The 15,346-nt window shown below is 59.2% G+C and carries 16 protein-coding genes; 10 read left to right on the forward strand and 6 right to left on the reverse strand.

Features of this window, described 5'->3' with window-relative positions; translation table 11 throughout:
- Positions 1 to 102 precede the first annotated feature (102 nt).
- Positions 103 to 984, reverse strand: coding sequence for a LuxR C-terminal-related transcriptional regulator (locus QMG56_RS00270; RefSeq protein ID WP_281820471.1), 882 nt, complete (start codon positions 982 to 984; stop codon positions 103 to 105).
- A gap of 201 nt (positions 985 to 1,185) precedes the next feature.
- Between QMG56_RS00270 and QMG56_RS00275 the strand changes: the two genes are divergently transcribed.
- Positions 1,186 to 2,292: an acyl-CoA dehydrogenase family protein gene (locus QMG56_RS00275; RefSeq protein WP_281820475.1), complete on the forward strand. Its 1,107-nt coding sequence runs from the start codon at positions 1,186 to 1,188 to the stop codon at positions 2,290 to 2,292.
- Positions 2,293 to 2,302: 10 nt separating this feature from the next.
- Here the strand turns inward: QMG56_RS00275 and QMG56_RS00280 are convergent, their stop codons facing one another.
- Positions 2,303 to 3,313 carry an NADP-dependent oxidoreductase gene (locus tag QMG56_RS00280; protein WP_281820477.1) on the reverse strand — a complete coding sequence of 337 codons (1,011 nt, stop codon included), beginning with the start codon at positions 3,311 to 3,313 and terminating at the stop codon, positions 2,303 to 2,305.
- A gap of 134 nt (positions 3,314 to 3,447) precedes the next feature.
- Between QMG56_RS00280 and QMG56_RS00285 the strand changes: the two genes are divergently transcribed.
- Positions 3,448 to 3,813 carry a Rieske (2Fe-2S) protein gene (locus QMG56_RS00285; protein ID WP_230189069.1) on the forward strand — a complete coding sequence of 122 codons (366 nt, stop codon included), beginning with the start codon at positions 3,448 to 3,450 and terminating at the stop codon, positions 3,811 to 3,813.
- 3 nt (positions 3,814 to 3,816) lie between these two features.
- Here QMG56_RS00285 and QMG56_RS00290 read toward each other — a convergent pair whose 3' ends face one another.
- Both QMG56_RS00290 and QMG56_RS00295 read right to left on the reverse strand, forming a co-directional pair.
- Positions 3,817 to 4,566: a ThuA domain-containing protein gene (locus QMG56_RS00290; RefSeq protein ID WP_281820478.1), complete on the reverse strand. Its 750-nt coding sequence runs from the start codon at positions 4,564 to 4,566 to the stop codon at positions 3,817 to 3,819.
- Positions 4,567 to 4,580: 14 nt separating this feature from the next.
- The gene (locus tag QMG56_RS00295; protein ID WP_230189067.1) at positions 4,581 to 5,342 is read right to left on the reverse strand and encodes an SDR family NAD(P)-dependent oxidoreductase; all 762 of its coding nucleotides are present in this window, start codon (positions 5,340 to 5,342) and stop codon (positions 4,581 to 4,583) included.
- A gap of 177 nt (positions 5,343 to 5,519) precedes the next feature.
- On the opposite strand from QMG56_RS00295, the gene QMG56_RS23395 reads away from it, so the two are divergent.
- From QMG56_RS23395 to QMG56_RS00325, 6 genes are all read left to right on the forward strand, one after another.
- Positions 5,520 to 5,849, forward strand: a complete 330-nt coding sequence (locus tag QMG56_RS23395; protein ID WP_375713602.1) for an AMP-binding protein — start codon at positions 5,520 to 5,522, stop codon at positions 5,847 to 5,849.
- A gap of 39 nt (positions 5,850 to 5,888) precedes the next feature.
- On the forward strand, positions 5,889 to 7,031 hold the full coding sequence (locus QMG56_RS23400) for an AMP-binding protein (protein ID WP_375713603.1): 1,143 nt from the start codon (positions 5,889 to 5,891) through the stop codon (positions 7,029 to 7,031).
- Between the two features lie 80 nt (positions 7,032 to 7,111).
- A complete protein-coding gene (locus QMG56_RS00310) occupies positions 7,112 to 7,534 on the forward strand; it encodes a nuclear transport factor 2 family protein (RefSeq protein ID WP_281820480.1) in 423 nt (140 codons plus the stop codon).
- Positions 7,535 to 7,580: 46 nt separating this feature from the next.
- Entirely contained in the window at positions 7,581 to 7,874 is a 294-nt protein-coding gene (locus tag QMG56_RS00315) for a putative quinol monooxygenase (RefSeq protein WP_230189064.1), read from the forward strand.
- A 784-nt stretch (positions 7,875 to 8,658) separates the two neighbouring features.
- On the forward strand, positions 8,659 to 9,663 hold the full coding sequence (locus QMG56_RS00320; protein WP_281820482.1) for a sterol desaturase family protein: 1,005 nt from the start codon (positions 8,659 to 8,661) through the stop codon (positions 9,661 to 9,663).
- A 77-nt stretch (positions 9,664 to 9,740) separates the two neighbouring features.
- A complete protein-coding gene (locus QMG56_RS00325; protein ID WP_309298528.1) occupies positions 9,741 to 10,427 on the forward strand; it encodes a hypothetical protein in 687 nt (228 codons plus the stop codon).
- A gap of 38 nt (positions 10,428 to 10,465) precedes the next feature.
- Here QMG56_RS00325 and QMG56_RS00330 read toward each other — a convergent pair whose 3' ends face one another.
- Positions 10,466 to 11,248 carry an SDR family NAD(P)-dependent oxidoreductase gene (locus QMG56_RS00330; RefSeq protein ID WP_281820483.1) on the reverse strand — a complete coding sequence of 261 codons (783 nt, stop codon included), beginning with the start codon at positions 11,246 to 11,248 and terminating at the stop codon, positions 10,466 to 10,468.
- Between the two features lie 34 nt (positions 11,249 to 11,282).
- Complete coding sequence (locus QMG56_RS00335) at positions 11,283 to 12,086, reverse strand: SDR family NAD(P)-dependent oxidoreductase (RefSeq protein ID WP_230189060.1); 804 nt, start codon at positions 12,084 to 12,086, stop codon at positions 11,283 to 11,285.
- A gap of 235 nt (positions 12,087 to 12,321) precedes the next feature.
- On the opposite strand from QMG56_RS00335, the gene QMG56_RS00340 reads away from it, so the two are divergent.
- Positions 12,322 to 14,781: a TonB-dependent receptor gene (locus QMG56_RS00340; protein WP_281820485.1), complete on the forward strand. Its 2,460-nt coding sequence runs from the start codon at positions 12,322 to 12,324 to the stop codon at positions 14,779 to 14,781.
- A gap of 59 nt (positions 14,782 to 14,840) precedes the next feature.
- Positions 14,841 to 15,260, forward strand: a complete 420-nt coding sequence (locus QMG56_RS00345; protein WP_281820486.1) for a nuclear transport factor 2 family protein — start codon at positions 14,841 to 14,843, stop codon at positions 15,258 to 15,260.
- The last annotated feature ends 86 nt before the right edge of the window (positions 15,261 to 15,346 follow it).

Raw genomic sequence — 15,346 nt, forward strand, 5'->3', positions numbered from 1 at the left:
GTCGCTACCCCCAAGCGGCACACCCTTTTCGGCAGTGTCAAAACAAAGGCCCGCCGTTATCGACGAGCCTTCAGGAGGGGAAGCAATTACAGGCGCTTGTCATCAATTATGGGCGAGATTCTCGGGATTGACAGAGCGCGGCGAAACGGCCGCTACATTGCCCAAGAAGCCCAACTGCGTGGCCTTGAAGACTGTCTGGCTGCGATTGACTGCTTCCAGTTTGGTTGCGGCATTGTGGATGTGGAAGCGAACGGTGGCGCAACTCCTGCTGAGGATCATTGCAATTTCCACATCGGTCTTGCCGACAGCCGCCCAGCGCAGACACTCGACTTCCCGCTTCGACAGGCGGCAGTTCTTTGGAATCCACGGACGCTGCATGGTCACACGCGAATAGCCGCTGATGAACCTGCGGGAATGATATTCAAGCTGATCGGCGTAGAGATCGAACTCGCGCGACAAATCATCGCGGCTGTTGTCCATCGGCGTAAAGCTCACGGCTCCGATCTGGCCGAATGGAAGGTGGATCGGGACGACGATGGCAGCGCGTGCATTCACGTCGTCATTGAAGTGAGAAAGGTCGATCTGATCGAGCAGGCTATTGGGTGCACGAGTATGAATACCCTTGGCATTTACCCAGAAAGGCTCGCTTTCATACCGGCAGGCGAACGGAAGGGGCGAACTGAGCGCGAGAAGCGGCTTCTTCCACCACTGTTCCTTCGATGCAGGCCAGCCGAACACGGTGGAAGCCAGCACCTCACCGGATTCGTCGCACATCGACAATTTGGAAGCGATGTTGGCGCAGGCGGCAACGCGGAAATTTCCGATCTCCAGCGCGATGTCGCGTAATGCCTCCGCCGCGGGGCGAATGTCCGCCGCCTTGGCTATCGCGGTTGGCACATACCTGCTCGAACGGATGTCGGCGCCTATTAGGGTCTGTCCGGCATCATCCGTGCAGGTGGCAAAGCTGTCACCTGTTCTCTCCATGCACACAGACTATACCGGTGCTGTCCCTCCGGCAAGGCGGCAAAAACCTATGACTCTGTATAGGTTTCTCTAGCCGGCCTGCATCGAACTATTGGAAAACGCAGGCGATACGATGCAGCCTTGGGTGCTTAGTGCATCGACGTCGAACTACCGACGCAAAGCCCGTCGGAATCATATCGGCAAGGCGAACGGCAATAGGGGATGGCAGTTTTGAATTTCGATCTCAGCGAAGAGCAAAGCATGCTGCGCGATCTGATCGTGCGGTTTGCAACGGATCGCTACGACTCGGTCAAACGCCTCGCTTATGTGCGGCAGCCTTTCGGGTTCAGTGCGCAAGGTTGGTCACTGCTGGCGGAAACCGGAGCGCTGGGTTTCCCTTTTGGCGAGGAGTCTGGTGGCTTTGGAGGCGGTGCCGTCGAGCTGATTACTGTGATGGAGGCGCTTGGGCGCTCGGTCGCGGTCGAGCCTGTGCTACCGGTCATCGTGCTCGCTGGCGGCGTTATAGAACGCGCAGGGACACAGGAGCAGAAAGCTGCGCTGCTTCCTGGCCTCACGTCCGGCGAACGTTTTGCGGCGCTGGCTTGCGCGGAACATAATTCCCGTTTCAACGTCGACGCGATCGTGACGAACGCCGTCGTCGATGGCGCAAACTATCGGCTAAACGGTACGAAGCAGATGGTAGTTGGCGGTCCTTTCGCCGATGATCTGATCGTAGCTGCGAAGGACGACAGCGGGGCCATAGGGCTGTATCTGGTTGCGTCAGATGCCGAAGGGGTTTCCCGGCGTAACTATCGCCTTGCTGATGGGTCGGTGGCGAGCGATGTTCGACTCACGCACGTGCTTGCTGCACCGATGGCGGGCGGTCGCTCTGCCCTGGATGCTTCGCTGGCCGATGCGCGGCTCGCCATCTGCGGCGAATTGGTCGGCCTGATGGCGATGATGTTCGATTCCACCCTGGACTACCTCAAGACGCGCAACCAGTTCGGGCAGGCCATCGGCGATTTCCAGGCGATCCAGCATCGCATGGCAGACAATTACGGACTGCTGGAACTGAGCCGCGGTCAGATGTACCGGGCCGCAGCACAATCGGATGAGAGGCGCGATCAGGCAGTAACAGGGGCCAAGGCGTTCATTTCAACCAGCGCAATAACGCTGGCCGAAGATGCTGTGCAGCTTCACGGCGGTATCGGAACAACCGAAGAATTGATGATCGGTCAGGCATTCAAGCGCGTATTGGTGCTTGCATCGCTGTTCGGCGACAACGATTGGGAACTGCGCCGCTATGTGGCGTTGACTGCGGCAGCATAAGTCCGGGGGCTTATTCGGCAAGCCTGACCATCGTCTTACCAAAGTTACCGCCGGTGAACATTTTCGCATAGGCGGTCAGTGTGTTTTCCAGTCCCTCGGTGACGTCGAACGCCATCGATACGGTCCCATTGTCCAGCCATGGCTGCGTCAGGCGGTTGATCTCTTCACCGCGAAAATAGAAGTCAGGTGAAAAGAAGCCCGCAACGGTCAGACGCTTCATCAGGATCAGGTCGAAATTGACCGGACCTTTCCGTTCGATCTGGTCATAGGTGGAAATAAGACCGCAGATCGCGATCCGCCCGTTCATAGCCATGCACGGTAGGATGGCATCCAGCAGAGGACCGCCGACGCAATCGAAATAGGCGTCGACTCCGTCAGGCGCGATCTCCGCAAGGCGTGCGCTCACGTCGTCATTCTTGTAGTCGATGGTGGCCGTAAGACCGAATTCTTCGCGCAACCGTCGGCACTTTTCGGCGCCGCCCGCGATCCCGATCACCCGGCATCCCGTCGCCAATGCAAATTGCGCTGCGAGTAGTCCCGTTGCGCCCGCCGCTGCGGAAACCAGCACTGTTTCACCGGGGCGCACCTTTGCATATTCGTTGAGGCCGACATATGCGGTCCAGCCGTTCGGGCCAAGCACTGCGAAATGCTGCCGCATGTCGGAAATGTCGGGAACTTGCCAGAAATTGCCGATGTCAGGGGCAAGGCGAGAATAGTCCGCCCATTGGCCATATGCTCGCACGATTGCGCCTTCCGCAAAGTCGGGATGCCGCGACTGAACAATGCGGCCAAGCACGAAGCCCATGACCGGACTGCCGAGAGGAAGCGGTGGCATATAGCTGTCGGTGCGCGATGTGAACCACATGCGCGTACCGGCATCGAGCGAGAACCAGAGGTTTTTAACCAGCACTTCGCGATCCGCAATGTCAGGCATCGGAGCGTCATACAGATTCATCGCGCTCGCAAAATCCTGCCCTTCAGGATAGCTGTCCAGCCGCCAGTAGCGGTTTATTTCGACCATGACTTTGCAATCCTTTCAAATGTCTGTGCCAGCGAATGTGCGTTGCCAAGCCAGCGCGCGCAGCTATGAAAAGCATCAATTGCTGCATAAGAGTCCGCGCGGCAGAGCGCGGCAGAGAAGATAAGGGATGCAGAATGGCTGAGACGTTTCATCGGGTTGTATTGGCGCACGATGTCGAGGAGCGCGCGGTGCTGCCCTTCGTCGTCAATGGCTGGCCGGTGCTTGTCTGCCGCGAGGAAGGCGCCATCCACGCGCTGATCAACCGCTGCACCCATGCCGCCGCGCCCCTCGCGCCCGATGGGCGCGTGCGGCGCGGTGCGGTGATGTGTCCGCTACATGGCGCCCGTTTCAAGCTCGACACCGGCGAATGTCTGGGCGGAGCAGGGTATAAACCGCTTAAGCTGTATCCCTGGCGTGAAGACGCCGACGGCTGGATTGAAGTTGCGGTGCCCGATGAAGCACCTGGCATGGAGCATCTTCCCGTCAAGCCGCTGGCGTAGTCGTTAATCGCCCTTTGCCCAGGCAATGCCCCGGCGCAGCAGATCGTAAAATACCGGCAAGTCCCATGCACATCGGTCGACAGTGGGCCAGTAATCGAGATGCGGTTGCATGTCGTAATGCCCCCGGCAGTGACCAAGAGTGTTGTAGAGGACGGCGCCCTCGCCTTGCGGTTTGATGTAGAGCACGGGGTGGGTGCCGTGCGCCCATTCATGCTCGTCGAACCCCGTCGCTTCACCAGAAAATTCGGTTTCCAGCAGGACATGCAAGTCGCCGTGCAGCTCCATGAGATACAGCTCGTCCGTCGTCTCAAAAGGTTGGATGCCCTGTGTCAACGGATGGTTGGGATCGGCGACGGTGACCGTGTACGGCGCAATGGGGGGGTGAGCGATGAACTGACTGCCCAGCGTTTCCATGAAAAGCGGCGCCCATCGCGGACTGCCGTAAAGGCCACTTTCGAACAGGCGCAGGACCGAATTTGTGCCGTGGAGCGCGTACCAGCGCCCGCCACCCTGCACGTAATCACGCAGGGCTTCCTGTGCTTCCAGTGAGGGGACAACATCGCAGGTGTAGGTTATGATAAAGTCGGCGGACGTGATCGCTTCGATGTTGCTGTAATCCTCGAACACGCGCGTACGCACGCGCTCGTCCTCGCCTAGAAGCTTGAGCAGTTCCAGCCGTGCGAAATCGATGTCGTGATACAGGCCGCCTGCGATCAATACGCAGTCGATCCGCTTTGCCTCGTTGTTCGCCATTGCCAAGGCTCCGCCTAAAACTGCACGCGCTTGGTGAAGCCGCCATCGATCACGAGGTTGGCGCCGGTCATATAGCCGCAGACTGGCGAAGCGACGAATGCGATGGCCTTCGCGATTTCTTCGCCGCTGCCCATACGACCCATAGGTATCTGCTTGAGAATGCCGGTGTAGAAGTCAGGCATGGCCTGCTTGATCTGGTCCCATGCGCGTCCTTCCATTTCGACCGGGCCGGGTGAGACGCAATTGACTCGGACGCCTTCGCCAGCCAGCTTTTGTGAGAGCGCCGAGGTGTAGTTTATCACCGCCGCCTTCAGCGCATTGTATGCGCCCGGTCCCATAAAATCCTCGAACGCTGCGGTTGAGGAAATGGTGACGATAGAGGCGGCATCCGACTTTTGCAGGAAGGGCAACGCCGCTTGAACGCCACGCACCAGCGGCAGAATGTCGGCATCGAACACTGCACGCCAGCCGGCTTCGTCATCGACGCCGGTGTTTGCCGAAGTGAAGGGAATGAAGATGTCGCAGCCGCCCAGTTCTTCGGCTGCTTTGGCGATCCAGGCACTGTGTGCTTCGGCATCGGTAACGTCGACTGCGCCGCCGATGACCGTGCCGCCATGCGCCTTTAGGGCATCGACTGCCGTGTCGACACTGCCTTGAGACCGCGAACACAACGCGATGCAAACGCCTTCGGCCGCCAGCGCATGTGCGGTAGCGAGGCCGATGCCATGACTGGCGCCCACCAATATGGCTTTCTTGCCCGCAAGGCCTAAATCCATTGTCGCTCTCCCTAAAATGCCAGTTGCACGCGGTCGGTGCCGCGCAGATGATGAGGAGACCTTAAAGAAGGCTGGCGCGAACTGCACTGGCGAATCCGTCAGTGGCTTTTGCGGGCAAGGCAGGCGACCGCTGATAGGCGGACAGGCCGCATAAGGCAGGGAGAGGCCGGAATTTCGATGCAGAGAAGCGTTCTCACCGACATTGTTCGTCACCATGCGGCAAAAACGCCCGATGCCATTGCACTGGTGTTCGAAGAGCGCGAAACGAGTTTCGCCGCGCTGGATCGCCATGCCAGTCAGGTGGCCAACGGTCTGATCGCCGCGGGTCTGCATCCCGGCGATCGCGTCGCCTATCTTGGCAAGAACAGCGATCTCTATTTCGAATATTGGCTGGGCGCAGCGAAGGCCGGAATCGTGCTGGTGCCGATCAACTGGCGATTGGCACCGCCGGAAGTTGCCTATATCCTAGGTGACTGTGAGCCGCGCATGGTGCTGGCGGACCCCTAATTTCTTGACCGGCTGGATACCGACGCGGGGTATAAGCCGATGAGCACATCCGACTTTGCGACGTGGCGCGATGCGCAAGATACGACCGATCCGGCGCGGGAGGCGGGCTATGACGACGCGGTTCTCCAACTCTATACGTCCGGCACGACAGGCAATCCCAAGGGGGCGTTGCTGAGCAATCGCAGCTTGCTGGCACTGCGGCAGGATACGCCCGTTGATCGGATGCCGGCGTGGAACCGGTGGACCGCCAAAGATGTCGCGCTGATCGCGATGCCGATATTCCATATCAGCGGATCGGGCTGGGGCATGTGGTCGCTGCAGCATGGCGGCAAGGGGATCGTGGTGCGGGAGTTCGATCCGCATCAGGTGCTGGATCTGCTGACTCGCTATCGCATCACGAAGATCATGATGGTGCCGACCGCGATGAAAATTGTGTGCGATCATCCCGATGCGGCGGGGACCGATTTCAGTTTCCTCCAGACGATCTGTTATGGCGGGTCGGCGATCCCGCTCGATCTGATGCGGCAGGCGATTGCCGTGTTCGGTTGCGGCTTTGCCCAGATGTACGGCATGACGGAGACGGCGGGGACCATCGTCGGCCTGCCGCCGGAGGATCATGATCCTGACGGCAATGCGCGGATGCGCGGGATCGGCGTGCCGCTGCCCGGCGTCGAAGTGCGGATCGTCGGTGAGGACGGGATAGAACTGCCGCGTGGGGCGGTGGGGGAGATTGCGACGCGGTCCACGGCCAATATGATCGCCTATTACAATCGGCCCGATGCCACCGCCGAAACGGTCGATTCCGACGGCTGGCTGCGGACCGGCGACGCGGGATATATGGACGAGGACGGCTATCTGTATCTGGCCGACCGGATCAAGGACATGATCATCACCGGTGGCGAGAATGTCTATCCCGCCGAAGTCGAGAACGCGCTTTACAGTCATCCCGATGTCGCAGACGTCGCGGTGATCGGCGTGCCGGACCCAAAATGGGGCGAAGCGGTCAAGGCCATCGTCGTGCCGGTCGAGGGACGCACGCCCGATCCCGCTGCGCTGATCGCCTGGGCGCGGGAACGGATCGCGGCGTACAAGGCGCCCAAGACGATTGCCTTTCGCGATACGCTGCCGCGCAATCCTTCGGGCAAGATCCTGCGGCGGCTATTGCGGGACGAATATCGCTGACCTCGTGCTTGTGGCAGGTTTGCGGTGCGCGCCAATCGCTTAGCCTGCCCCCAAGCCCATAAGACAATCTGGAGAGAGGCATGACCGCCAATTACACCGGCCCGCTGGAGGACCGGATCGCCATTCGCGAAGTCCTCGAAACCTATGCCGATGCCGTCAACCGCGTGGACGAGGCGCTGTGGGCGTCGCTTTGGGTAGAGGATTGCCATTGGGACTTGTCGCATTACCCTGAACTGGGGGTCGTCTCCGGCAAGACAGCCGTCGTCGATCTGTGGCGCGGAGCGATGCCGTTTTATCCCAAGCTCAGCTTCATCATGACCCCCGGCATGATTCAGGTCGATGGCGACACCGCCGTCGCCCGCGCCTATTTCTCCGAAGTCTATGAGGAGCCCGACACGTTGAAGGATAAGCGCGCACGGGCCTGTTACAACGACACGCTCGTCAAGCGGGACGGGCAGTGGTTCCTCAAGAGCCGCGCCTTCACGATCATTCACCAGACGTGAGCGATGGTCTCCGTTCTCCCTTTTCCCTTAGCAGAGAGTATTCCGCATGATCGTCATCACCGGCCAGATTTTAACCGACCCTGCCACCCTGCCTGACCTGTTCGCGCGGTTGCAAGAGTTGTGCGAACCCTCCCGCGCGGAGGACGGTTGCGCATTCTACCACATGGGCATCGAGGACGCGGAAAAGGGCATTATCATGGCGATGGAAGGCTGGCGCGATATGGAAGCGCTGCAGGCGCATCTCGCGTTGCCCGCCATCGAAAAGCTGCTGGCCGATTTTGCCGGCAAGTTCACGAATGACGTTTTGGTCCATGAGGTGTCTTCCACGCAGAAGTTCTGACATTTGCCTCCCGCCTTTCCGCCCTCTCTCCATAAATGGGCGGATGAGAAGGTCCGGTCCGCTGCAGCGGTCCGGACCTTTTTGTTGGGGGTAAAATGCGCGGAAAGCCTCAAAGGCCTCACTACGTCACCACCCATTGGGCTGTTCCGGGGTGGTGCTGAGGTGGAGCTTCCCGACGCCCGACACGCGCTTGGGTGTTCCTGCGTTGGCAGGAACCCAGTAAACCCTTCATGGGCTGACGTTGCTTTATTACTGGGTTCCTGCCTGCGCAGGAACACGGGGCGGGTTGTTTGGTAAGCATCCGCCAATTGCATCATGCCATTTCTCCTTCGCTGCATAAGCTCAGGCCAGCCACAGGCCCCCGCCTGAGAGACTTGGATATGGTGCAGCTTCAGGCGCTACGGTCCCGTTCGTGCCGCACGAAATGACGCCAGAATGCACATGGTGAAATCAAATTGCCGCCTGGCTGTCTCACCTGTGCGTCATGAGCGCATGAGCGAGAGGGGAACGCGACAAGGATTTCGTGCAGGGCGTCGGGCTAAGCACGCGCGCAGGGGTAACGGATCGGGGTGCGTGTAGGACAGGGAAATATGCCGCTCAAAGAGTTGCGATACTATCTTGGGCTGCGTCCTTCGCGAATGACGGATGGACCGACGATCTCACCGTTTTCAGAGAACATGATGCGATATTGACTATGCTGTAGACAGAGAACGCATATTGGTATTACGATATCGAAAATTAGTACTACCGGGAGAGTCGATCACATAGTGCGGGGGCCAACGGTATGGACGGGATTCGCGTAGGTAAAAGGGTCATCGGCAGTCAGTCGCCGGTCACGATCGGTTGGGAAAATATCCCGAAGGTGGAAGGTGGCCCGGTCAAGCAGTTCGTCTTTACCTGGTTCCAGCCCGCTGCGTTGTTCGCTCTGCTGGCCTTCTGGTACTATGCGCCCAATTCCATCGCGAAGGCGTCGACCGGCATTGCCATCGGCATCGGTTTCAAGCTGTTGCTGCTGGCGCTGGAATGGGTCAATCCACGTTACGATAGCTGGCGGCTGACATGGAAGGAGTTGATCACCGACCTGTTCTACGTCGGGTTGGGTTATACGCTGCTCCGCATGGTCGACACCTATATCGGCGATGGTGCCATGATCGAAGCGATGCAGCAGTCGTTCAACTGGGACAAGCTGGCCTGGTTTATGGCGCTGCCGTTGCTGGTGCAGGCGTTCCTGATTTCCTTCATGTTCGATTTCGGGCAATATTGGATGCATCGCGGGATGCACAACTGGTATCCGCTGTGGCTGACCCATGCGCCCCACCACTACATCACCCAGTTGAACATCAACAAGGGCGCGGTGGGCAACCCCATCGAACTGTTCCTGATCGGGCTGGGCATCGGCGGATTTTTCGATTTTCTGCCCCGCGCAGCCTTACTTGCGGGAACGCTGGGCCTGACCGTTTCGATTTACCAGCACATCAATGTTCGCTTCAATACGCCGCGCTGGTGGCGGTTCCTGTTCAACACTACCGAGCATCACAGCGTGCACCATTCGCAGGATTACGAGGCCACGCGCAGCAACTATGCCGGTACATGGATCATCATCGACCGCATGTTTGGCACATGTGTCGATGGCGAAGCCGAACTGCTGGGCATGGAAGGCGGGCGCCGCATGTCGGTTGGCGAGACGATGACCTATCCCTTCACCGAAGGCTGGAAGACGATCAAGGAACGGTTTGGGCGTTCGGGGTCGGGTTCGGCATCGGAACCTATATCGGTGCCGGCCGAGTAAGTCGGGCCGCTCTGCCAACCGTATAATCCTCTGCCAGTTCGTCGAGCGGAGCCGAAGCCGACATTGGGTCGGCCGAAGTGAGCCTTGCTGTCCTTATGCCATTGAAAGCTCTCTCCAAAGGAGGTTGCGTGAACCTGCGTTTCATTGACTGGATATGGCATATAAGGGGCAGCATGCCGCTCGTTCCAGAGCAATCGAGTGAGGAAGCCTTCGATCGGCTCGACCCGCTGTTTCGTCAGCGCGGCACCAGCCACGAACGCACATATGATACGCTGACATTTCGCAAGAAAGCGCAGGCGCCGCAGGACAAGATGTCCATTTTCGACGATGGTGTCCTGCGGATCGAAAAGGGTGAGGGCGGCTCTGTGCTGCGCTATAACCTCACCAGTCGGGCGTTGCTGCTGTGCTTTCTTGCGCCGCTCCTGTTTCTTGGCTTCGCGCAGTTGACGATAGTCATGGGTAACCAGAAATCGTCGACCGAAGCCTCCGACAAGGCAAAAAAGGAAGAGAAGAAAGAGCCCGAGCTGAAGCTCAATCCGATCGACAAGTTCCTGGGTGCGCCGGAGCCTGAGAAGCCGAAGAAAGATGACAAAAAGAAAGGCAAGGACAAGGATAAAGATAAGGACGACGAAAAAGACGATAAGCCTTCACCAACGCCGGCTTATGTTTTCGCGGCAATCTTCGCGACGCTCTATATCGTCGGCCGGATACTGGAAGATTGGCTGATCAAAAGGCTGTTCAGAAGAAAGTTGGCAGGTTCCTGACCTGCACAACTTGCTTCAGCGCTTTGCGGCCCGGTCGCTCAGCGCGCGGTCATGCCGCCGTCGATGACCAGTTCCGATCCCGTCATGAAACTGGCAGCGGGAGAGGCGAGGTAGACGATGCCCGTCGCGATTTCCTCCGCATCGCCCATGCGGCCCATGGCATGACCCGCCGACACGACGCTGCGGGCTGTGTCGACATCGGGGAACAGGCCCGCCTCGACATAGCGGTTGTAGATGGTGTCCATCATGTTGGTGTCGATGCCGCCGGGGTGGACGCTATTGACGCGGATCGGCAGGCCAAGCAGCGCGAATTCCGCCGCTGCGCTCTTGGTGAACAGCTTCACGCCGCCTTTGCTGGTGCAATAGGCCGCCATATAGGCTGCGCCCTTCAGGCCGCCCACTGACGACAGGTTGATGACCGAGGCGCCGCCCTTGCGATCTGCTCCGCTTTTGGCGAGCAGGTTCTGGGCCGCCTGGGTGCCAAGGAACACACCCTCGACGTTGATCGCCATGCATTTGCGAAATTCGGCAAGGCTGGTGTCGGCAATGGAATTGGTGACGGAGATGCCCGCGTTGTTGACCAGAATATCGAGGCGCCCGTGATCGCGTTCCACTAAGGCGATGAGCGTGCGCCATGCTTCTTCGCTCGTTACGTCGAGCGGATGATAGGCCGATGCGCCCTCGACATCTGCGGAGGCGGCAAGATCGGTCGCAATGACCGTGGCACCGGCTTCGGCGAGAGCCTTGCACGATGCGCGACCGATGCCGCCAGTTGCGCCAGTGACGATAGCGACGCTGCCTGAGAGAGAGAATGCGTTCATAGGTTCGGGCTTTCCGTTTTGGGGGCGATGAAGGTCAGCGTGCGGTCCAGCCGCCATCGACGACGACTTCGCTGCCGGTCATGTAGCTGGCGTCGTCGCTGGCGAGGAACGCGACGACCTTGCCGATCTCGATGGGCTGGGCGAGGCGTTTGATCGGCGTGGTTTGGGCCATCGCGTCGATCAGTTGTTGCGCGGTGAGCGTGCCGTCGCGTTCCGCCCAGCTTTTCATCCCCTTGTGCAGCAAGGGTGTTTCGACGAAGCCGGGATGGACGCTGTTGACGCGGATCGGCACGCCATTGTCGGCAAATTCCAGCGCGTTCGACTTGGTAAACAGCCGGACTGCGCCTTTCGACGCATTATAAGCCGACACCTCGCCCATGCCGACAAGGCCCATGATCGAGCTGATATTGACGATGCTGGAGCCGTAGGGCGTGCTGGCGCCGCCCTTGGCCAGCAGCGGCTGAAATGTCTTGGTGCCGAGGAATACCGTATCGACGTTGAGCGTCATCAGTCGGCGCCAGTCGGCGAGCTTTATATCCTGCACCTTGCCGGTCAGGTCCGCACCGACATTGTTCACCAATATGTCGAGATGGCCGTATGTTTCCGCGACCTGCGCGCGCGCGGCGATCCATGCGTCCTCGTCCGTCGCGTCGAGGCGGATATAGCTGGCATTTGTCATAGTGCCGATCGCGGTGGCGACCGCTTCGCTGTCGGGCTGATCGAGATCGGTGACGATGGTCGTCGCGCCGTCGGCGTCCAGACACTGCGCGATGGCAAGGCCTATTCCGCGCAACGCACCGGAAACTAACGCTATTCTTCCGTCCAGTCGTTTCGTCATCGCACCCTATCCTCTTCCCGTCACGCAAAATGCCCCGCCATGACGGCAGTCTGCATTTCGATGCCGACTTTGCTCATGATGGGGACGTTACGGGAACCTCCCGAATTTGACAGGGTGACTTGGACGGAAGACGCGCGCAATCCCCTGCCGTGCAATCCGGACAGCCTTAAGCATCGGGCTATTCGATTAACCGGCATCAGACCGGCCACCATCAGCAACCGGGAGAGTTTTTCTTATGACCGTTACCCATCGCCGTTCGATATGGAAAATCGCAGCCAGCGTAAGCGCGCTGTCATACGCGATGGCTAACCCGGCGCTCGCGCAGGACGCGGCAACGCCCGCGGCCGCAGAGCAGACCGGCGGTCTTACCGACATCGTGGTTACGGCCCGCAAGCGCGAAGAAAGCGTTCAGGACATCCCCGTCGCGGTTACGGCCATTTCCGCCGAAATGGTCGCGCGGCAGGATCTCACATCCATCGAAAAGATCGCCGCCCGCACGCCTAACCTCAACGTCGGGCGCGCGTCCAACGGATCGGGCGCGCAGTTGACGTTGCGTGGCATCGGATCGTCGTCGACATCGATCGGCATCGAGCAGTCGGTCGCGGTGGTGGTCGACGGCGTCTATTACGGGCAGGGCCGCATCATCAACGAAGGCTTTTTCGATCTGGGCCGTGTCGAAATCCTGAAAGGGCCGCAGGCGCTGTTTTTCGGCAAGAATGCGACCGCTGGCGTCATTTCCCTGACCACCGCAGATCCGACCGCTACGCCGGAATTCAAAGCCCGTGCAGGCTATGAGGTTGAATCGCAGCAAGCGCAGGTGGAAGTGATCGGGTCAGGTCCGCTGACCGATACGCTGGGTATACGTGTCGCTTTGCGCGCGTCCAAGATGTGGGGCGGTTATTACAAGAATGTCTCTGCGCCGTTCAATTATGCGACGCTGGACGTTGCGACGGGGGTAGCGGGCACCGTGGTGTCCAATCCTTCGCCGGAAGATGCGCCGGGTGAAAAGGAACTATTGGGCCGCGTAACGCTGAAGTGGGAACCGACCGATCGGTTGACCGCAACGGTCAAGGCATCGGGTGCGTTCAATGAAACCAACAACAACAGTTGGAACTATGTCGCGTTCAACTGCCCCAATGGCGGCGTCAGCCAGCTTAACGGATATGCCTGCGCCCGCGATTTCGTCACGCACCAGAACAAGCTTCCCGCCGTGTTCGCGGCGCAGATCCCCTATGCCAAGGAAGACGGCAGCCTGTATAACCGGTACAAGAGCTGGGCCGTCACGGGCACGGTTGCCTATGATCTTGACGATGTGACGCTGACCTCTGTCACCAATTATAACTGGAACAACAATCGCTGGGCCTGTGCCTGCGATTTCCAGTCCAGCCCGGCGGCCAACTGGGCCACGGAAAATTCGACCTATCACGCTTTCTCATCTGAGTTTCGCGCGCTTACGACGTTCGACTCCCCCGTCAATCTGATGGTGGGTGCGTTGTATCAGAAGACCCGCCGCGACTTTGACCAGTATATCGTTCTGGCGGGCCTGACCAACAGCGCGGCGTCGCGGGAAGACCAGTATCTAGCGACGCGCAAGACCAGCTTCACCGACGGAGAAACTATTGCCGCATTCGGTCAGGTGACGTGGAAAGTCGTTCCTACGGTCGAAATCGCCGGCGGTGTCCGCTACACGCATGAAACGAAGGACAGCTTCTTCACCCAGCCTTATAACAATCCGGGGCTGACCTCTATCTTCCGTCCCCAGAACGACCCCGATGGCCTGGGCGTCGTGACGGCGGATCAGACATTCAACGACTGGTCGCCAGAAGCAACGATCACCTGGAAACCGACCGCTGACCTGCTGGTCTATGGTGCCTATAAAACGGCCTATAAGTCGGGTGGCTTTTCCAACGGCGGCATCAACTCGAAGCTGTCGAACATACCTTTCGACGATTTGACGTTCGATCCGGAAAAGGCGCGTGGGTTCGAAGCCGGGATCAAGTCGACGCTGGCCGATAATCAGCTTCGGTTGAACCTGGGTCTGTACAGCTATGCGTACAACAATTTGCAGGTCGATTTCTTCAACTCGCCAATCTTCGCGTTTCAGACGTTGACCGCCGATGCGCGGACCAAGGGTGTCGAACTGGAATTCGAATATGCGCCGCGCAATGTTCAGGGGCTGAACGTGCATGGCTCGATCAATTACAGCCGGGCACGTTACACCAGCTTCCCCGATGCACCTTGCTACGCCGGGCAGAGCCAGGCGGAAGGCTGCAATGTAGCAGTGGGCGCCGCTTTCCGCCAGAACCTGAAAGGACAGCCTTTGTCGGTTGCACCTGAATGGACCGGCACGATCGGTGCTTCCTACGACGTTTCGGTGGGATCGAACCTGTTGCTGGGGCTGAATGCCGATGCGCGATACAGCGATTCCTACCTTGCATCGGGCTTCGGCAATGCGGACTCGCGGCAGAGCAGCTACGTCACGCTCGACGCCGGTATTCGTCTGAGCAGCGCGGATGAGCGCTGGCAAGTCGCGGTGATCGGCAAGAACCTGACCAATCGCTTTTACGTGACGGGTGCCGTCGACGGTCCGTCAACTGGCGGTGCTTCGGGTGGCACATTGGCTGCCCATGCCGATCAGCTCGGATTCGGAACGATGCCGCGTACCGTACAGATTCAGGTCAGCACGAAGTTCTGACACGGATAACAGGGCAGGGCCACCGATCGGCGGTCCTGCCCATTTTGATGGAGGATGCCATGGATAGTGCCCGCTACGAACAGATCAGGAAGATGGTCGACGATATCTATGGGATTTGCGCCACGGGCGACTGGGCCGCGGTCGACAAAATGGTGACTGACGATTTCCGGATCTTGGAAGCGGATAACTTGCCCTTCGGAGGCGAGTATCTGGGAAAGTCAGCGCTCGAAGAATTGTACACCAAGGTTTTCGCCTTTTGGGACGATGCGTCGCTTGCGGTTGAGGATGTCACGATTTCGGAGACGAACGCCGTCGTTATCCTGACGCTCCATGCGACATCCCGCCACAATGGCGAGCGGCTGGCCATGCCGCTGTGCGAAAGGCTGCAGGTGCGGGGCGACAAGTTCAGCGGTATCACGCCCTATTATTTCGACACTGCCGCTATCGCCAAGGCTGCCGGGACATTGTCTCTGGATTGAGGTTTTCGTCCTGCCACTTTTTGCAGGGCGCATCGTGGCGCGATATTTGGCATGTGTGTCTGCGTGACCGCGGAACGACGCGCAGG

Origin of the sequence: Sphingobium sp. BS19, from assembly GCF_027925545.1 — a bacterium.
GTDB lineage: Bacteria > Pseudomonadota > Alphaproteobacteria > Sphingomonadales > Sphingomonadaceae > Sphingobium.